Origin of the sequence: Hespellia stercorisuis DSM 15480, from assembly GCF_900142165.1 — a bacterium.
GTDB lineage: Bacteria > Bacillota > Clostridia > Lachnospirales > Lachnospiraceae > Hespellia > Hespellia stercorisuis.
This window is the reverse complement of the sequence record NZ_FQZY01000023.1, coordinates 1-18,908: the sequence shown is the minus strand read 5'-3', so window position 1 is coordinate 18,908 and position 18,908 is coordinate 1. Positions and strand designations below refer to the sequence as shown.

General features: G+C 50.5%; 22 protein-coding genes and 1 riboswitch. Of the genes, 21 read left to right on the top strand and 1 reads right to left on the bottom strand.

Going from position 1 to position 18,908, the window contains the following annotated elements; all coding sequences use genetic code 11:
• Nucleotides 1-146 precede the first annotated feature (146 nt).
• The 21 genes from BUB85_RS09000 (at nt 147) to BUB85_RS08905 (ending at nt 18,434) form a co-directional block, all read left to right on the top strand.
• Nucleotides 147-1,151 carry a stage V sporulation protein AD gene (locus BUB85_RS09000; RefSeq protein ID WP_073108849.1) on the top strand — a complete coding sequence of 335 codons (1,005 nt, stop codon included), beginning with the start codon at nt 147-149 and terminating at the stop codon, nt 1,149-1,151.
• Nucleotides 1,145-1,309 (top strand): hypothetical protein, encoded by a 165-nt coding sequence (locus BUB85_RS21465; protein WP_159434633.1) that lies wholly within the window; start codon nt 1,145-1,147, stop codon nt 1,307-1,309. The genes BUB85_RS09000 and BUB85_RS21465 overlap by 7 nt, the downstream gene beginning before the upstream one ends.
• The gene (locus BUB85_RS08995; RefSeq protein ID WP_073108846.1) at nt 1,285-1,641 is read left to right on the top strand and encodes a SpoVA/SpoVAEb family sporulation membrane protein; all 357 of its coding nucleotides are present in this window, start codon (nt 1,285-1,287) and stop codon (nt 1,639-1,641) included. The genes BUB85_RS21465 and BUB85_RS08995 overlap by 25 nt, the downstream gene beginning before the upstream one ends.
• A 189-nt stretch (nt 1,642-1,830) precedes the next feature.
• Nucleotides 1,831-3,471 carry a Na/Pi cotransporter family protein gene (locus tag BUB85_RS08990; protein WP_073108843.1) on the top strand — a complete coding sequence of 547 codons (1,641 nt, stop codon included), beginning with the start codon at nt 1,831-1,833 and terminating at the stop codon, nt 3,469-3,471.
• A 61-nt stretch (nt 3,472-3,532) separates the two neighbouring features.
• Nucleotides 3,533-3,880: a hypothetical protein gene (locus BUB85_RS08985; protein WP_073108993.1), complete on the top strand. Its 348-nt coding sequence runs from the start codon at nt 3,533-3,535 to the stop codon at nt 3,878-3,880.
• A complete protein-coding gene (locus tag BUB85_RS08980) occupies nt 3,853-4,371 on the top strand; it encodes a shikimate kinase (protein ID WP_073108840.1) in 519 nt (172 codons plus the stop codon). The genes BUB85_RS08985 and BUB85_RS08980 overlap by 28 nt, the downstream gene beginning before the upstream one ends.
• Nucleotides 4,372-4,665: 294 nt before the next feature.
• Nucleotides 4,666-5,958, top strand: coding sequence for a UDP-N-acetylglucosamine 1-carboxyvinyltransferase (locus BUB85_RS08975; RefSeq protein WP_073108838.1), 1,293 nt, complete (start codon nt 4,666-4,668; stop codon nt 5,956-5,958).
• Nucleotides 5,959-6,029: 71 nt separating this feature from the next.
• Nucleotides 6,030-6,126: riboswitch (SAM riboswitch) on the top strand.
• 441 nt (nt 6,127-6,567) lie between these two features.
• The gene (gene metK, locus BUB85_RS08970) at nt 6,568-7,755 is read left to right on the top strand and encodes a methionine adenosyltransferase (RefSeq protein ID WP_073108835.1); all 1,188 of its coding nucleotides are present in this window, start codon (nt 6,568-6,570) and stop codon (nt 7,753-7,755) included.
• Between the two features lie 125 nt (nt 7,756-7,880).
• The gene (locus BUB85_RS08965; protein WP_073108832.1) at nt 7,881-8,936 is read left to right on the top strand and encodes a sensor histidine kinase; all 1,056 of its coding nucleotides are present in this window, start codon (nt 7,881-7,883) and stop codon (nt 8,934-8,936) included.
• Complete coding sequence (locus BUB85_RS08960) at nt 8,929-9,618, top strand: response regulator transcription factor (RefSeq protein WP_073108829.1); 690 nt, start codon at nt 8,929-8,931, stop codon at nt 9,616-9,618. The genes BUB85_RS08965 and BUB85_RS08960 overlap by 8 nt, the downstream gene beginning before the upstream one ends.
• A gap of 23 nt (nt 9,619-9,641) precedes the next feature.
• Entirely contained in the window at nt 9,642-11,018 is a 1,377-nt protein-coding gene (locus tag BUB85_RS08955) for a TrkH family potassium uptake protein (protein ID WP_330392267.1), read from the top strand.
• 9 nt (nt 11,019-11,027) lie between these two features.
• A complete protein-coding gene (locus BUB85_RS08950) occupies nt 11,028-11,672 on the top strand; it encodes a potassium channel family protein (RefSeq protein WP_073108822.1) in 645 nt (214 codons plus the stop codon).
• 20 nt (nt 11,673-11,692) lie between these two features.
• The gene (locus BUB85_RS08945) at nt 11,693-12,484 is read left to right on the top strand and encodes a TrmH family RNA methyltransferase (RefSeq protein WP_073108818.1); all 792 of its coding nucleotides are present in this window, start codon (nt 11,693-11,695) and stop codon (nt 12,482-12,484) included.
• A gap of 5 nt (nt 12,485-12,489) precedes the next feature.
• A complete protein-coding gene (locus BUB85_RS08940; RefSeq protein ID WP_073108815.1) occupies nt 12,490-12,963 on the top strand; it encodes an NfeD family protein in 474 nt (157 codons plus the stop codon).
• 82 nt (nt 12,964-13,045) lie between these two features.
• A complete protein-coding gene (locus BUB85_RS08935) occupies nt 13,046-13,975 on the top strand; it encodes an SPFH domain-containing protein (RefSeq protein WP_073108812.1) in 930 nt (309 codons plus the stop codon).
• Nucleotides 13,976-14,031: 56 nt separating this feature from the next.
• Nucleotides 14,032-15,015 (top strand): ornithine carbamoyltransferase, encoded by a 984-nt coding sequence (gene argF / locus BUB85_RS08930; RefSeq protein ID WP_073108808.1) that lies wholly within the window; start codon nt 14,032-14,034, stop codon nt 15,013-15,015.
• 54 nt (nt 15,016-15,069) lie between these two features.
• Nucleotides 15,070-16,050, top strand: a complete 981-nt coding sequence (locus BUB85_RS08925; protein WP_073108805.1) for a biotin--[acetyl-CoA-carboxylase] ligase — start codon at nt 15,070-15,072, stop codon at nt 16,048-16,050.
• Between the two features lie 21 nt (nt 16,051-16,071).
• Nucleotides 16,072-16,398: a DUF6145 family protein gene (locus tag BUB85_RS08920; RefSeq protein ID WP_073108990.1), complete on the top strand. Its 327-nt coding sequence runs from the start codon at nt 16,072-16,074 to the stop codon at nt 16,396-16,398.
• Nucleotides 16,399-17,169 carry a type III pantothenate kinase gene (locus BUB85_RS08915; protein WP_073108802.1) on the top strand — a complete coding sequence of 257 codons (771 nt, stop codon included), beginning with the start codon at nt 16,399-16,401 and terminating at the stop codon, nt 17,167-17,169. It begins immediately after the preceding gene.
• A 46-nt stretch (nt 17,170-17,215) separates the two neighbouring features.
• Nucleotides 17,216-18,187, top strand: a complete 972-nt coding sequence (gene dusB / locus BUB85_RS08910; RefSeq protein ID WP_073108985.1) for a tRNA dihydrouridine synthase DusB — start codon at nt 17,216-17,218, stop codon at nt 18,185-18,187.
• Nucleotides 18,188-18,191: 4 nt separating this feature from the next.
• A complete protein-coding gene (locus tag BUB85_RS08905) occupies nt 18,192-18,434 on the top strand; it encodes a hypothetical protein (RefSeq protein ID WP_073108799.1) in 243 nt (80 codons plus the stop codon).
• Nucleotides 18,435-18,586: 152 nt separating this feature from the next.
• On the opposite strand, the gene BUB85_RS08900 is transcribed toward BUB85_RS08905, so the two are convergent.
• A partial coding sequence (locus BUB85_RS08900; protein WP_143160689.1) for an IS66 family transposase occupies nt 18,587-18,908 on the bottom strand: 322 nt, incomplete at its 5' end.

Genomic DNA, 18,908 nt, shown 5'->3' with positions numbered 1-18,908 from the left:
CCACTTTAAGCGCACAGAACACGCACGAAGTGGCGGAGCAGGGGATATTTGTTTCGGCGGGGGGAATGAAAAGCTCCTGCAAAAAGCGGTGAGGCGGATTCCGAATGTCTGCTTTACCAAGAACATAGGAAAGCAGGTAGTAATCTATGATAAAAGGAAAACAGAGTCTCTCATTTACGCAGGCACCGTTTCTGATCAGCAGCGGATGTGTGGTGGGGAGCAAGGAGGCAAAGGGGCCGCTTGGAAAGCACGTGGATATGTTCAATACCGATGATCTGTTCGGGGAGAAGACGTGGGAGGCGGCGGAGAGCACCATGCAGAAGGAGGCCTGCGTCATCGCGCTGGGTAAGGCACATGTGGAGACGGAGGAGGTGCGGTATCTGTTCGGCGGAGATCTGCTGCGGCAGGGAATTGCCACCTCCATGGGCGTGGAAACGCTTCAGATTCCCATGTTCGGTCTATACGGAGCCTGTTCCACATCGGGAGAAGCACTGGCGCTGGCATCCATGGCGGTGGCAGCCGGCTACGGGAGCAATCTGCTGGCGGTGACATCCAGCCATTTCGGGAGTGCGGAGAAGGAATTTCGCTTTCCGCTGGGATATGCGAACCAGAGGCCGCTCTCCGCACAGTGGACCGTGACCGGGAGCGGGGCGTTCCTGGTGGGAACGGCAAAAAGTCATGTGCGGGTCGCAGGTGTCACGGTCGGGAAAATCGTAGATTATGGCCTCAAGGATTCCCAGAACATGGGGGCCTGTATGGCGCCGGCAGCCACCGATACCATCGTGCAGAATTTTATCGATTTTGGCCGGGGACCGGAGGATTATGACCGCATCATCACGGGAGATCTGGGGAAAATCGGCCGGACGATCCTGTGGGACCTGGCGGAGAAAAAAGGGTATCAGCTCAAAGAGAAGCATCTGGACTGCGGGCTGCTTATCTACGATCATGAGAAACAGGATACTCACGCGGGAGGCAGCGGCTGTGGGTGTGCGGCTGTGACCTTGTCGGCATACATTTTGCCGAAGCTCGCAAAGGGAGAATGGAAACGTGTGCTGTTCGTTCCGACGGGAGCGCTGCTGTCCACCGTGAGCTTCAACGAGGGTGAGAGTGTGCCGGGAATCGCCCACGGAATTGTGCTGGAGCATTGTTAGCTGGCCGGTGTGTACCTGACGCACAGGCGGCGAAAGCTTTTGCGGGGGTCAATCACGCGGACGGTATAAAAACAGCCGGTGGAAACAGCGAGGAGAAACGGGAGACGACGGCGTCGCCCGGGGAGGAAGAAAAATGGATTATGTCAAAGCATTTATAATAGGAGGACTTATCTGCGCAGCCGTGCAGATTCTGCTGGACCGGACGAAGCTGATGCCGGGGCGTGTCATGGTGCTTTTGGTCTGCGTCGGGAGCGTCCTTGGGTTCTGCAAGATCTACGAACCCTTTGTGAAATTCGCGGGGGCCGGGGCGAGCGTTCCCCTGCTCGGCTTCGGCAACGTGCTCTGGAAGGGCGTGAAAGAAGCCGTGGACAAAGAGGGATTTATCGGAATCTTCATGGGAGGATTCAAGGCCAGTGCGGTCGGGATATCGGCGGCGCTGATATTCGGATATCTGGCATCCTTTCTTTTTGATCCGAAGATGAAAAAATAGAGCCCTGAAAGTGGGGACAGAAAGTAGGGACAGGTTGGTGAGCAGTTGGGGACGTAGCAAAATGTCATTTTGCTACGTCCCCAACTGCTCACCAACCTGTCCCCAACTGAAAAAATAGTTGTATTTTGGAGATGATAATGGTATCGTAATACTAGAGTTTTTCTTAAGAAAACATGGGAGGAAATGAAGATGGATTACGCGGGTATCATTATTCCGTTCGTAGGTGGATTGGGGATGTTTATTTACGGGATGCAGATCATGGCGCAGGGCCTTGAAAACGCAGCCGGGAACAGGATGAAGTCATTGTTACAGGTGCTGACGAAGAATAAATTCTTCGGGGTGCTGCTCGGAGCATTCATCACGGCGGTGATTCAGAGTTCTTCTGCGACCACGGTTATGGTGGTCGGCTTTGTGAATGCCGGAATCATGAATCTGGGACAGGCCATGGGCGTAATCATGGGTGCAAACATCGGTACGACCGTGACGGGATGGCTCGTGTCCGCCGTGGAGTGGGCGAAATTCTTGAGCCCGGGCAATCTGGCGCCGATTGCAATCATGATCGGTGTCATCATCATGCTGACGGGAACGAGACGTTCCACCAAGGATATTGCGAGTATTATTATCGGATTTGGCCTGTTGTTCGTAGGTATTACGACCATGTCTTCCGCAGTGTCGCCGCTGAAGGATTCAGAGGCGTTCTGCAGTATATTTGTCAGCCTGGGAGTCAATCCGTTCCTGGGAATTATTGCCGGTGCGCTGGTGACCGCAGTGATCCAGAGCTCTTCCGCGTCAGTCGGTATCCTGCAGAGTCTTGCAGCGGCAGGTCTGGTACCGTTCAACGCGGCAGTTTATATCATCATGGGCCAGAATATCGGTACCTGTGTGACCGCTATGCTGTCCAGCGTCGGTGCGAAAAAAACTGCGAAGACTGCAGCTCTGATGCATCTGCTGTTCAACGTGATCGGCACGGCAATCTTCAGTGTGTTCGCAATCATTTACTTTAAGGTGATCAACACCACGATCGGGCAGGGCATCATCACGCAGACCCAGATCAGTATGGTGCACACCGCGTTCAACATCGTGACGACCGTGCTGCTCTTTCCGGCTTCGAATGGAATCATCAAGCTGGCGAAAAAAATCGGCAAAGTGGAAGAGAGTGAGCAGGACGACAGCAAGGTGCTGCTGGACGACAGAATGCTGGAGACTCCGAGTATCGCCATGCAGTCTACCCTGAGCGAGGTCATCCGTATGGGACGTATCGTGGAAGGAACACTTGACAAGGCAAAAACGGTCATGTTCACAAAGGACTACAAGGATATTTTGGATATCAAGGAAGAGGAAGAGAAGGTGGATCAGCTCTGCGGCGGAATCACCGACTACGTCATCAAGATTACGACCCTGTCCATCAACGAGAGGGAGCACGAAGAGCTGGCACATCTTCTGCAGGTCATCTCCGACATTGAGCGGATCAGTGATTACTGTGAAAATGTGTCAGAGTATGCGGAGACACTGCAGGAGCGCAGTGCTACATTCTCTGAGAAGGGAGCGACAGAGCTTCGTGAGATGATAGAGGTCTGTTCTGACTGCTACAAATATGCGCTGGATGCGTTCGAGGATCATGACCGCGACAAAGCCATGATCGTGATTGAAAAGGAGACCAGAGCGGATGACCTGGAAGTGTCCCTGCGCACGGAGCACATGCAGCGTCTCGCCAACCGGGAGTGCAACACGGATGCGGGAATCGTCTTTCTGGATGCACTGGTATGTATGGAGCGTATTTCTGACCATGCGAGAAACATCGCGGAAGAGGTGCTGAACATGGTGAAATAGAACATGATACATGCCCGGAGCATATAATAATTCATATAAGTGCTGGGACGGGAAATGTATTATGAGTTGTAAACTTCCTTACTATATGGCATATCCGATGCCGATGCAGTATGATGAAGAGATGATAGAGAGACGGGACTGTGAATATCTGAAGAGCCTGTATCCGATGGAGGCAAAGCGCCTGCTACCGTATGTGGAGGAGGAATGCGACCGCATGGAATACGCGGGAAGTATGTGTTACGACGAGTATCCGGATAAACTGCAGCTTCAGATGATGGCGAGGAGGGTCGCCGTCATGGCACAGATCCCGGATAATCTGCGCAGTCTGGTGGATGTGATGCTCTATCAGGAATTATATAAAAGAAGGTGTGATAAGAGAAAATGCAGAACGTACATAGGAAAAATATAATATTTATCGGGATGCCGGCCTCGGGAAAAAGTACAGCCGGCGTAGTGGTTGCTAAAAGGCTGGGCTATCAGTTCATCGACACGGATCTGCTGATTCAGGAACAGGAGAAACGTCTTTTAAAAGAAATCATCGCCCAGGAGGGCAACGAAGGGTTTCTGAAAATCGAGAATCAGGTCAACCGCGACGTACAGGCGGAGCATGCGGTGATCGCGCCGGGCGGAAGTGTGGTTTATTGCGAAGAAGCGATGAATCATTTCAAAAAAATTGGAGTTGTCGTATATTTGAAAGCGTCTTTTGAGACAATAAGAACAAGGATCGGCAATCCCAGAAAACGAGGGGTTGTGTTGGGAGAAGGACAGACACTCCAGATGCTCTATGACGAGAGGACACCTCTTTTTGAGCGGTATGCAGACATCACCATCGATGAGGATGCAATCGGTAAGGAAGACGATATGATTGACTATATTCTGCGCGTGTTCCAGGATGCATGAGCTGTCTGAAATCTCTTTTAGCCAATCACGGTGCGGCTGATATTCTTTCGCCCGCGGCAGTGTGGCAGGCGTACAGCATGAACATAAACAGCAGTCAAAATATTACGAGAATGTTAAAAAAATTACGAAAACATTTTACAAATCCTTAATATGTGATATAATACCATACGAGTATACCATGAGTCAGAACTTCCAGAACAACAGCAGAGCGGATTTCAGGATCGGCTTTTTGTCAGACTCGTCAAGGTGGTAATGTAGGATGAAAATGAAAAAGATAGATAATTGAGGTGCAGAATGGAACAATATATTATAAAGGGCGGAAGTCCTCTGAAGGGTGAAGTAGAAATCGGCGGTGCAAAGAATGCGGCATTGGCTATTCTGGCTGCGGCAATCATGACAGACGAGACTGTTTTGATTGACAATCTGCCGGATGTGAATGACATCAACGTGATGCTGGATGCAATCGCCGGAATCGGAGCTGCCGTACAGAGACTGGATCGTCATACTGTTAAGATCAACGGTGCAGGAATCGGCGATTTCAGTATTGATTATGATTATATCAAGAAAATCAGAGCATCTTATTATTTGCTGGGAGCGCTTCTGGGCAAATACAACAGAGCAGAGGTTGCACTTCCGGGTGGATGTAACATCGGGAGCAGACCAATCGACCAGCATCTGAAGGGATTTCGCGCACTGGGAGCAGAGGTGGACATTGAGCACGGCAAGATCGTTGCCGATGCAGAGGTTCTGGCGGGAACCCACATTTATTTTGATGTGGTAAGTGTTGGGGCAACTATCAATGTCATGATGGCAGCAGCCATGGCTGAAGGACGTACCATCATGGAGAACGTGGCGAAGGAGCCGCATGTCGTTGACGTGGCCAACTTCCTGAACAGTATGGGAGCCAACATCAAGGGAGCCGGAACGGATGTCATCAAGATCCGCGGCGTCAAATCACTTCACAAGAGTGAGTATTCTATCATTCCGGATCAGATTGAAGCCGGAACATTTATGTTTGCGGCCGCGGCGACACAGGGAGACGTCACAGTGCTGAATGTAATTCCAAAGCATCTTGAGGCGACAGTCTCCAAGCTGACGGATATCGGATGTATCGTGGAAGAGTATGATGATTCGGTTCGTGTTATTGCCAACAAACGTCTGAGAAGCACACAGGTTAAGACATTGCCGTATCCGGGATACCCGACTGATATGCAGCCACAGATCGGTGTGACACTGGCGTTGAGCAAGGGAACCAGCACGATCACGGAGAGCATTTTCGAGAATCGTTTTAAATATCTTGATGAGCTTGCAAGAATGGGTGCGACCATCAAGGTGGAAGGAAACTCGGCAACAATTGAGGGCGTGGAACGTCTTTCGGGAGCCAGAGTCAGCGCACCGGATCTCCGCGCAGGCGCAGCACTCTGCATCGCAGGACTGGCAGCGGACGGCATCACAATTGTGGATGATATCGTCTATATCCAGAGAGGGTACGAACGTTTCGAGGAGAAACTGAAGGGAATCGGCGGAGTCATCGAAAGAGTATCCAGTGAGAAAGATATTCAGAAGTTTAAATTAAAAGTAAGCTAATATACTTGACATTGCAGCACAAAGAGTATATTGTTTATGAAGTAAACAAGACAATTTCATAGTTAGACTTTCTCTTATTCAGAGCAGTGGAGATACAAAGGATCTGTGAAGCTGCGGCAACCCCGTTATGGAAGGTGCCAACCTGAGCGAGTAATCGAGCAATAAGAGGATTGTTAATATTAAAATATAAGACAGTCCGCTTTTTTGCGGGCTGTCTTTTACGTGAAAGCAGCAAGCCGATCACAGGAAAACAGAGAAAGCCCGGAGGATGCTCGCATCCGCAGGACGTTCTCTGTTTTCCTGTAGTGGGCGCCAGCCCACGACCGAGATGAAGCGAAGCGGAATCGAGGTGTTCGGCTGCTGGAGCCAAAACGACGGGGCAGAATCATGGCGCCAGCCCACGACCGAGATGAAGCGAAGCGGAATCGAGGTGTTCGGCTGATGGAGCCAAAACGACAGGGCGGAATCGGGGTGCCCGGCTGATGGGACCAATACAACAGGGCCAAACATCCAGGCGGGACAATATCACAAACCGATAAACCGAATAAGAGAACAGAATCGGACTAACTACAATAAAACCATAAGATCAACAAAAGAAAGGACAGCAAAATGGAAAAATTATTATTCACATCAGAATCAGTAACAGAAGGACATCCGGATAAGATGTGCGACCAGATTTCAGACGCAATTCTCGACGCGCTCTTAGAGCAGGATCCAATGAGTCGTGTGGCCTGCGAGACCTGCACAACCACCGGCATGGTGATGGTGATGGGAGAGATCACAACAAACGCATACGTGGACATTCAAAAGCTCGTGCGCGACACCGTACGGGAAATCGGATACGATCGCGGAAAATACGGATTCGACTACGAGACCTGCAGCGTACTGACCTGCATCGATGAGCAGTCTGCAGATATTGCACTCGGAGTGGACAAGGCGCTGGAGGCGAAAGAGAATAAGATGTCCGAGGAGGAGCTTGACGCGATTGGCGCGGGAGACCAGGGCATGATGTTCGGTTATGCATCGGATGAGACGGAAGAGTTTATGCCGTATCCGATCGCACTTGCACATAAGCTGGCAAGACGGCTTACCGAGGTGCGCAAGGATGGTATATTGAGTTATCTGCGTCCAGACGGGAAGACACAGGTGACAGTCGAGTATGATGAGAATGGTGTGCCGGCGAGGCTGGATGCAGTGGTCCTGTCCACGCAGCACAATCCGGAGATCAGCCAGGAACAGATTCATGAGGACATCAAAAAACACGTATTTGGTCCGGTGCTTCCGGCAGAGATGGTGGATGAACACACGAAGTTTTTCATCAATCCGACCGGAAGATTTGTAATCGGCGGACCACACGGAGACAGCGGACTGACCGGACGTAAGATCATTGTTGACACCTACGGCGGAATGGCGCGTCACGGCGGCGGAGCATTTTCCGGGAAAGACTGCACGAAGGTAGACCGCTCTGCAGCATATGCAGCGCGCTATGCAGCGAAAAATATCGTGGCAGCGGGTCTGGCGAAAAAGTGTGAGATTCAGTTATCCTACGCAATCGGAGTCGCACATCCGACCTCCATCATGGTAGATACCTTCGGAACTGGAAAGCTTTCCGAGGAAAAGCTGGTGGAGATCATCCGCCAGAACTTCGACCTGCGTCCGGCGGGAATTATTAAGATGCTGGATCTGCGCAGACCAATTTACAAACAGACGGCAGCCTATGGACATTTTGGCCGGAATGATTTAAACTTACCTTGGGAGCGGCTTGACAAGACAGAAGATTTAAAGAAATATTTATAAAATGGAGGGGACGCAGCCTGTTTTTGTTGCGTCCCTTTTTATGCAGACAATGAGCCGAATGGCATCATTCCCACGTGATTGTGGAGCGTGGGGCTACATAAATAAGAAAATACGGAGGTATGAATATGAAGCTAAGGACACGACTGATCATCGGTTTTATGACGGTAATGATACTGCCGACCCTGTTTACCACAGTGGGGATGAGGATTTTGGCACCGCAGCGTGTCAGTGAGATGCAGTTTTTGCTTTTAGTCGTAATTTTTCTGACAGCGGCAATCTTTATCATGTGGATCTACCGGGCGGTGAACATTCCGATCCATAAGATGCAGGACGCGGCAAAGCAGATCAAGGAAGGCAACCTGGACTTCGAGCTGAAGGTGGATGAGGATGACGAGATGGGACAGCTGTGCCGGGATTTTGAGGAGATGCGCCTGCGCCTGAAGGACAATGCGGAGGAGAAGGTCGCATACGACAAAGAGAGCAAAGAGCTGATCAGCAATATTTCCCATGATTTGAAAACTCCGATTACCGCAATTAAGGGATATGTGGAGGGAATCATGGATGGCGTGGCGGATACGCCGGAAAAGATGGACAGATACATCAAAACAATATACAATAAGGCTAATGAGATGGACAGGCTCATTAATGAACTGACATTATATTCAAAGATTGACACCAACCGTATTCCATATAATTTCAGTACTCTTTCCGCACAGGATTACTTTGATGACTGTGCGGAAGATTTGGCTTTAGAATTAGAAGCAAAAGGTGTATTATTTATATATCATAATTATATGGAGGAGGACTCCAGAATCATCGTGGATGCGGAGCAGCTTCGCCGTGTCGTCAACAACATTGTCAATAATTCCCTCAAGTATATGGATAAACCACAGGGAAAGATCAACATGACGATCCGTGATGTGGGAGATTTCATCCAGGTGGAACTGGCGGATAACGGAAAAGGTATCGCGCCAAAGGACCTGCCCAACGTATTTGACCGGTTTTACCGGACGGACGCATCACGCAACTCTTCCAAGGGCGGCAGCGGTATCGGCCTTGCCATCGTGAAGAAGATTGTGGAGGAGCATGGGGGCAATATCTGGGCGACGAGTCAGGATGGTGTCGGAACAACAATGTATTTCGTATTAAGAAAATATCAGGAGGTACCGGTAGATGAGTAACATACTAATCGTAGAGGATGAGGAAAGCATCGCAGAATTAGAGAGAGATTATCTGGAACTGAGCGGGTTTGAGGTTGAGGTTGCCAACGATGGAAAGACGGGGCTTGCCAAGGCTCTGGAAGGAGATTACAATCTGGTGATTCTGGATCTTATGCTGCCGGGGATAGATGGGTTTGAGATCTGCAAAAAGATCCGTGAGGAGAAGAACACGCCGATCATCATGGTGTCAGCCAAGAAGGACGACATCGACAAGATCCGGGGGCTGGGGCTCGGCGCGGATGACTATATGACCAAACCGTTCAGCCCGAGTGAGCTTGTGGCACGGGTAAAAGCACATTTGGCAAGATATGAGCGTCTGATCGGAAGTAACGTGGAGGAGAACAAGATCATTGAAATCCGCGGACTGAAGATTGATACGACGGCGAGACGTGTGTGGATCAACGGCGAGGAGAAGTCATTTACCACGAAGGAATTTGATCTGCTCACATTTCTGGCAGGGCATCCGAATCACGTGTACACCAAGGATGAGCTGTTCAGTGAGATCTGGGACATGGAATCCATCGGGGATATTGCGACCGTGACGGTTCATATCAAGAAGATTCGTGAGAAGGTAGAGTATGACACTTCACATCCACAGTACATCGAGACAATATGGGGAGTGGGCTACCGCTTTAAAGTATAGGTGGACACCAGGGGGGAATGGACGTGAAGGATAAAAAGAGAAAAATTAGATTGAATACGATGCAGCTGATTGCGCTCGGCTTCTTTGGGGTGATTTTTCTGGGGGGAATACTCCTGTGGCTGCCGTGGTGTAACGAACAGCCGATCCGGTTTATCGATGCCATGTTTACATCGGTGACCGCGGTGTGCGTGACTGGTCTGGTGACAATCACGCCGGCGACGCAGTTCACGCTGCTGGGGAAGGTGATCCTGTTGATTCTGATTCAGATTGGCGGCGTAGGAGTTATCGCCTGCACGATCGCTTTCTTCGTGCTTCTCAAAAAGAGGATCACAATAAGAGAGAGAGCAATCATCCAGCAAGCGTACAGCATGGAAAATCTGTCCGGTATGGTAAAATTTATTCTCCGGATCATAAAAGGTACTTTGGTTATGGAGTTTATCGGCGGAGTACTTTTTGCGCTGGAATTTGTTCCGGATTTCGGATGGGTCAGGGGGATATGGTACTCTGTATTCCATTCGATCTCCGCATTCTGTAACGCGGGAATTGATATTCTTGGGACGGACAGTATGATACACTATCAAAATTCTGTCCCGATCAATATTGCAATCATGGGACTGATCGTATTCGGCGGTCTCGGATTCGTGGTGTGGTACGATGTGGGAGCAAATATCCGCAGGGTAATCTCGGAACATCAGCCACTCAGAAGAATGTTTACAAGGCTGCAGCTGCAGTCAAAGGTTGTGCTGGTTATGACGGCAACTCTGATTCTGATCGGAGCAGCATGCTTTCTCGGGCTGGAGCACAACAACCCGGAGACCATGCAGGGCATGAGCTGGGGCAATAAGATTATGGCCAGCTTCTTTCAGTCAGTCACCACAAGAACAGCCGGGTTCGCAACGATCTCACAGGATGGCCTGACTTCGGGATCAAAGCTTGTGGGCTGTATACTGATGTTCATCGGAGGATCTCCGGGAGGAACGGCAGGCGGTGTGAAGACAACAACGGTCGCACTGCTTCTGATTTTGAGTCTCAGTGTCATTCGCGGCTCAAATCATACAGAATGCTTTGGAAGAAAGATCGCAAGAGATGTCGTGAGAACTGGAACTGCAATTGTTTTAATTACATTTATCACACTGATGGCAGGAGTGGTAGCCATCACGATATTGGAACCGAAGGAGGACTTCCTGCGGATTTTATATGAGGCAACCTCTGCGATGGCCACGGTGGGACTGACTGCTGACCTGACGCCGCAGCTGTGCGATGCAAGTCATGTCATTCTGATGATCATGATGTACATTGGACGTATCGGGCCGATTACCATGGCTCTTGTATTTGGCGGAAAAGGCAGCTCGGAGAAAGCGTTGAGAGATTTACCGGAAAAAAGAATTATGGTGGGATAGGAGAATATCATGAAGAAACAATATGTAGTATTTGGTCTGGGAAACTTTGGTCGCAGTGTGGCTCTTACATTGGAGCAGCTTGGCTGTGATGTGGTGGCAGTGGACAGCTCGCTGGAAAAAGTGCAGGAGATTGCGGATTTAGTATCCTACGCCATACGGGCGGACGTGTCGGACCCGGACTCACTGAAAATGCTGGGGACGAGAAATCTGGATGGGGCGGTCGTGGCACTCTCCGACAATCTGGAGGCAAGTATCATGGCGACCATCGTGTCAAAGGAGATGGGGATTCCTTATATTCTGGCGAAGGCAAAGAATGAGCTGCACGAGACAGTCCTCACAAAGGTGGGGGCGGACATCGTGGTTTACCCGGAGCGGGACATGGGAGCGCGGGTGGCGAAGAACCTGATGTCCTCCGCATTTACGGACTGGATCGAGCTGTCTACCGACTACAGCCTCATGGAGAAACAGATTCCGGAGAGCTGGGTAGGAAAGAGCATTGTCGATTTGAAAATCCGTGAGAGATATCATGTAAATGTGGTGGGACTTTTGGAGAACGGTGAGATGGATGTGGATTTTGATCCGCGGATGCCACTGTCAGAAAAAATGGTCGTCGCTCTGGTCGGTGCGAATAAACAACTGGAAAAATTCAGATAATAACCGGGAGAACAAAAATTATGATTACCAGTACAGGTAATGCAAAAGTAAAAGAATTGGTGCAGTTACAGAAGAAGGCAAAGAACCGGAACAAAGAGGGCGTCTTCATTGTGGAGGGCGGCAGGATATTTACCGAGATCCCGAAGGAACTGCTGGTGCAGGTATATGTGTCGGAATCCTTTTATGAAAAGAATCGGGAGATGCTTGCACAGGGAGCGTATCCGGTGGAGGTGCTGTCCGACACGGTGTTTGATTATGCTGCGGACACAAGAACCCCGCAGGGAATCCTCTGCGTGGTGCGGCAGCTGAAGTACTGTCTTGAGGATCTGATCGCGGGGGAGGCACCACATATTCTGGTGCTTGACAATCTGCAGGATCCGGGCAATCTCGGAACGATCATCAGAACGGCGGAAGGTGCTGGCGTGACGGCCATTATCATGAGCCGGGACTGTGTGGATGTCTACAATCCGAAAGTGACGCGCTCTACGATGGGATCTTTGTTTCGTGTTCCGTTTGTATACGTGGAGGACCTTCCGGAGGCGGTCGCTGAGTTAAAGAAATACAACATATCTGTGTTTGCGGCGCATTTACAGGGAAAAAATGCATATGATGAAGAGAACTATTCCGGAGGGAGTGCGTTTTTGATCGGCAACGAGGGAAACGGACTCAGCGAGGAAGTGGCAGATACTGCGGATATCCGGGTGCGTATTCCTATGTGTGGGAAGGTGGAATCCCTGAACGCAGCTGTGGCGGCTTCCGTGCTGATGTTTGAGGTCAGCCGGCAGAGACGCCGGAACGGGAAAGAGAGGTAGGAGATATGAATGGAATTACATGGCTTGGGCTGTTTATCGTTCTGCTCGTTATCGAGATATTTACCATGGGACTTACCACCATCTGGTTTGCTGCCGGATGTCTGGTGGCGTGGGGGCTGGCGATGCTCAATTTCGGGCTGCCGGTTCAGGTAATTGCGTTTATCATTGTGTCGGTCGCATTATTTATATTGACGAGACCTCTGGCGATGAAGTATTTTAATAAAGACAGAGAAAAAACGAATGCGGAGAGTCTGGTTGGAAAATCGGCGATTGTGCTGGAGCAGATTGACAATCTCCGTGCGGCGGGCAAGGTTGAGGTGAACGGTATGGAGTGGACTGCACGCTCCGCAGAAGAGTCCGCGGTTATTCCAAAAGATGCTGTCGTGATGATTCTCGGTATTGAAGGCGTGAAGCTGATTGTGCGGGAAACCGAAGCAAAAGAGGCAGAGATGAGAGAAGCGGAGCCTGCAATAGACTAGAGTTTAAGGAAAGCGTGCGCAGGGCAAAGCGGGAGAAGCAGATAGGAAACCATGCAGACAGGGAAAAAAGGAGGATGTGTAAATGGGAATTTTATTATTGATTTTACTGGTGATTTTAATTGTGGTGGCGGTAAGCTGTGTGAAGATCGTGCCGCAGGCGAGGGCAGTTGTTGTGGAGAGACTTGGTGCATACCAGGGAACCTGGGGGGTTGGTCTTCATTTTAAGCTGCCGATCATTGATCGTGTGGCGAGAAGAGTTGATTTGAAAGAACAGGTGGTAGATTTTGCACCGCAGCCTGTAATCACAAAGGATAATGTTACGATGAGAATCGACACCGTTGTATTTTACCAGATTACAGATCCGAAGCTGTTTGCGTACGGTGTTGCCAATCCGATTATGGCAATCGAGAATCTGACGGCGACCACGCTCCGTAATATCATCGGAGACCTGGAGCTGGATCAGACACTGACCTCCAGAGAGACGATCAACACGAAGATGAGAGCATCGCTTGACGTCGCGACGGATCCGTGGGGAATCAAGGTTAACCGCGTAGAATTAAAGAATATCATTCCTCCGGAAGCGATTCAGGATGCCATGGAGAAGCAGATGAAGGCAGAGCGTGAGCGAAGAGAGGCCATTCTCCGTGCAGAGGGTGAGAAGCGCTCCACAGTCCTCGTGGCAGAAGGTCACAAGGAATCTCTGATCCTGGATGCAGAGGCTGAAAAACAGTCCATCGTGCTCCGCGCAGAGGCAGAGAAGGAAAAGAAGATCCGTGAGTCGGAAGGCCAGGCGGAGGCAATCCTGAAGATTCAGGAGGCAAATGCCCAGGGAATTAAGTTCCTGAAAGAGGCAGGCGCAGACGAGGCCGTGCTCACAATCAAGAGTCTGGAGGCGTTCGAGAAGGCAGCCAACGGACAGGCGACGAAGATCATCATTCCGTCGGATATCCAGGGAATTGCAGGACTTGTGAAGTCTGTGACGGAGATCGCAAGCAGGGATGAGGCAAAATAAAGAAGGAAAAGAACAGCAGAAAAAATTACAAGGGTTACAGAAGGGAATTAAAAATCATGAACTTAAAGGGAAGAAGTTTTTTGACACTGAAGGATTACACAACGGAGGAGATTTTGTATCTGATCGACCTGGCAGCAGAGCTGAAGGAAAAGAAGAAAAATGGTGTGCCGGTGGATAACTACAGAGATAAAAATATCGCACTCATTTTCGAGAAGACCAGTACAAGAACTCGCTGCGCGTTCGAGGTGGCTGCCCACGACATGGGAATGGGTAGCACCTATCTGGATCCGACAGGTTCGCAGATTGGGAAGAAAGAAAGTATTGCAGACACTGCCAGAGTATTGGGCAGAATGTATGACGGAATCGAGTACCGCGGCTTCGGACAGGAGATCGTGGAAGAGCTTGCAAAGCATGCAGGTGTTCCGGTTTGGAACGGTCTGACGAATGAGTACCATCCGACGCAGATGCTGGCTGATATGCTGACAATTCGTGAGCAGCTCGGACATCTGGAAGGTGTGAAGCTGGTATATATGGGCGATGCCCGCTACAACATGGGCAATTCCCTGATGATCGCATGCGCGAAGCTGGGAATGCACTTTGTTGCCTGCACGACGAAAAAATATTTCCCGAACGAAGAACTGGTGGAGACATGCAGAGGTTATGCAAAAGAGACCGGAGCAACCATTACACTGACGGAAGATGTGGAAGCGGGAACGAAGGATGCAGATGTCATCTACACGGATGTATGGGTATCTATGGGTGAGCCGGATGAGGTCTGGGAAGAGCGGATCAAAGAACTGACCCCTTATAAAGTAACAAAAGAAGTGATGGCCAACGCGAAGGACAGCGCAATCTTCTTACACTGTCTGCCGGCGTTCCACGATCTGAAGACGAAAATCGGAAAAGAAATGGGAGAACGTTTCCAGATCACAGAGATGGAAGTGACGGAGGAAGTGTTTGAATCCGCACAGTCCAAAGTGTTTGATGAGGCTGAGAATCGCATGCATACCATCAAGGCGGTTATGGTGGCTACGCTGTAGGGTGGATCGAGGGTATCTGTGCTGCAAAATTAATTAGTATAGAAGGACAGGAATGTGAAATCAGAGATATTAAAACTCCTCAGGGAGAGTGAGGGTTACGTGTCCGGGCAGCAGTTATGCGAGCACTTCGGGGTGTCGCGGACTGCGGTCTGGAAGGTAATCAATCAGTTAAAAGAAGAAGGGTATCAAATCGAGGCAGTCCGCAATAAGGGGTATCATATTGTGGACTGTTCCGATATTATGTCGCGGGAAGAGCTGCAGAGCCAGATGAACACCGTGTGGGCCGGCCGAGAGATCGCTTATTTTGAAGAGACGGATTCGACCAACACCCAGGCAAAAAAACTGGGAGATGCGGGGGCGCCCCACGGGACGCTCGCTGTGGCAGACAAGCAGTGCGCGGGCAAGGGGCGGCGCGGGCGTGGATGGGACTCTCCGTCCGGCAGCGGCATCTTCATGTCTATCCTGCTGCGCCCGGATATGGAACCATCCAAGGCTCCCATGCTGACTCTGGTGATGGCGGTCAGCGTCGCCCAGGCAGTCTGTGAGACGGAGGGGGTGGACACGCTGATCAAGTGGCCAAACGATATTGTCGTGAACGGCAAAAAGGTGTGCGGAATCCTGACGGAGATGAGCACGGAGGTTGACTTTATCAATCACGTGGTGATCGGTGTGGGAATCAATGTGAACACCGGGGCATTCCCGGAGGAAATCGCGCAGAAGGCAACCTCACTCAGGCTGGAGATGGGACATCCGGTAAAACGCAGTCCGCTGATTGCGAGTGTGATGCATTTCTTTGAAGTGAATTATGAGCAGTTTCAGAAGGTGGGCAATCTGAGCTTTCTTCAGGAAACTTACAATAGGATGCTGGTAAACCGCGACCGGGACGTCCGGATCCTTGCCCCGGGCAATGAGTACAATGCCCATGCAATCGGGATCAATGAGCAGGGCGAGCTGCTGGTGCGGAGAGGAGATGGACGGACAGAGGCCGTCTATTCCGGGGAGGTATCGGTGCGCGGCATTTACGGATATGTATAGATGAAGGAGACTGGAAGAATCATGGAAGAAAAGACCATACTATGTGCGTCGAGCGCATATGAAAAAAAATATTATCTGAACCCTGAATTTAATGCGCTCCCGGAGACTGTCCGGCAGGAGCTGCAGATTATGTGCGTGCTCTACACGGAGGATGTGGGCGGTATTCTGATGGTAGTCTTCGACGAAAACGGGGAGTTGAAGCTGGAAGTGAGCCAGCAAGACGGAGATCTGAACTTTGACGAGATTGGGAGTGCGCTGAAGATCAAAGAGATGCAGAGGGAGAAGACAGAATTGTTTGAAGCGCTGCAGGTTTATTACAGAGTTGTATTTTTAGGGGAGGAAATGTAGATGTTATTAGCAGTGGATGTGGGAAACACGAATGTTACAATGGGGGCATTTGATGGCGATGAACTGAAAGGAACATTCCGAATGACCAGCAAAAGAATCCGTACATCGGATGAATACGGTCTGACACTTTGCGGGATACTGGAGCACAGAGGGATTATGCCGTCGGATTTTGACGCGGTGATCGTTGCATCGGTGGTGCCGGACATCATGCACTCTCTGGGGAGTGCCATTGTCAAATATTTTAACATCAAACCGATCGTGGTCTCTTCCGGGATCAAGACCGGGCTGAAGATCGTAACGGAGAATCCGAAGCAGATCGGACCGGACCGTATCGTGGATGCGGTTGCGGCGTATGAGCTGTACGGCGGACCACTTATTGTGGTAGATTTCGGGACGGCGACTACATATGATCTGGTGGGTGAAAACGGAACCTTCGAGGCGGGCGTTACCGCCCCGGGTCTTGAAACTTCGGCCAGATCACTCTGGAATGAGGCGGCCATGCTCCCGGCAATCGAGATTCAGAAGCCGGCATCGATCCTGGGCAGGGAGACGATCTCCAGCATGCAGGCAGGATTGGTGTACGGCGCGATCGGCCAGACCGAGTACATTATCAAAGAGATGCGGCGCGAGAGCGGATACGAGAATCTGAAGGTGGTGGCGACCGGAGGTCTGGGGCGGATCATTGCCCAGGAGACGGATGCAATCGACATCTACAGCCCGAAGCTGACGCTGGAGGGGCTGCGCATTATTTATTATAAGAATAAAAGATAACTGAGAAGTGATGAAATAAAGAATAAGAGAGAGACGAGAGATGGGAATACAGAAACTTACAATCGGCGATGTGGAATTGGACAATTCCTATATACTGGGACCCATGGCAGGAGTGACAGACCTGCCTTTTCGTTTGCTGTGCAGGGAGCAGGGAGCGGGGCTTCTGTGTATGGAGATGGTGAGCGCCAAGGGGATCCTTTACAACAATAAGAATACAGAGAGCCTTCTGGCCATTCACCCGGAGGAAAAACCGGTCTCGCTGCAGTTGTTCGGGTCGGACCCGAAGATCATCAGCGAGATGGCAAAACGAATCGAGGACCGCGAGTTTGCATTCCTGGACATCAATATGGGCTGTCCCGTGCCGAAGGTGGTCAAAAACGGCGAGGGCTCCGGGCTCATGCTGGAGCCGAAGCGGGTGTACGAGATCGTTCATGCGACCGTGAAGGCAATCAAAAAGCCGGTCACAGTGAAGATCCGCAAGGGCTTCGATGACGATCATGTCAATGCGGTGGAGATCGCAAAGATCATCGAGGAGGCCGGCGGGGCTGCCGTCGCTGTGCACGGAAGGACGAGAGAGCAGTATTATTCCGGGAGGGCGGACTGGGATATCATCCGTCAGGTGAAAGAGGCCGTATCGATTCCGGTCATCGGAAACGGAGATGTGACAAGCGGTGAGCAGGCCATCGCCATGCGGAAGCAGACCGGGTGCGATGGCATCATGATCGCCCGGGGAGCCCAGGGCAATCCCTGGATATTCTCCGAACTGCTGGCCTACGAGCGGGACGGGAGTATTCCGCCGAGACCTGATGTGGTGCAGATCAAAGAGACCATGCTGCGCCATGCCAGACTTCAGATCCAGTACAAAGGCGACTACCTGGGCATTCGGGAGATGCGCAAGCATGTGGCGTGGTATACCAGGGGAATGCACGGTTCCACGAGACTGCGCGAGGCAATCAATAAAGTCGAGTCCTATGAAGAACTGGAGAAATGCCTGGAGGGGCTGGATCACAGGGAGTAGAAGTGTGCCGGTGGATATGTTGATCGTCACCGCAGACCACGGGTGCAATCCGGGTTTTAAAGGGACGGATCACAGCAGAGAGTACATTCCAGTGCTCTGTTATGGAGGGCATCTGAAAAAGAACGTGGATCTGGGAGTGCGCAGTACCTATGCAGACATTGTCCAGACGGTGATGGCGTATCTGGGTGTGCCTTATGAGGGAGACGGGGAAACTGCAAAGCGGATTCTGCGTATCCGTCGGATATAAGAATAGGAGTAAAATCAGCAGTAAATATCAAGAGGCGATAAAATGTGTAATGATACATTTATTGTCTCTTTTGATATAATGAAAATGTCCGCTTTACACTGCCTGTTGTCTGCAGGTTTTTTATCGGATAAATGTAACTGTTCAGAACTCCATTAGTTAAAGATGATATCGGAATTCCCTAAAAGGGCTTCTCTGATTGCTGTAAAAGCATTTATTCCATGCTTATGAGCAGTCCCAATATAGCTCATGATTGTAAGATATTCCTGTGCGCCTTCCTCACTGCGAAAACATCCTGAGACCTTGGTTTTAACCTTAATCATGCGCAAATCACGTTCCGCAAGGTTATTATCAAACGGAACACAGAGATTCTTTATAAATAAGCAGACTGATGCCTTGTAATTCACAAGTCTGTCAATTAGATTTAGTACCTTGGTCTTTTTCTTTCGACCACGCTTTTTGGTTGTGACTTCTGGT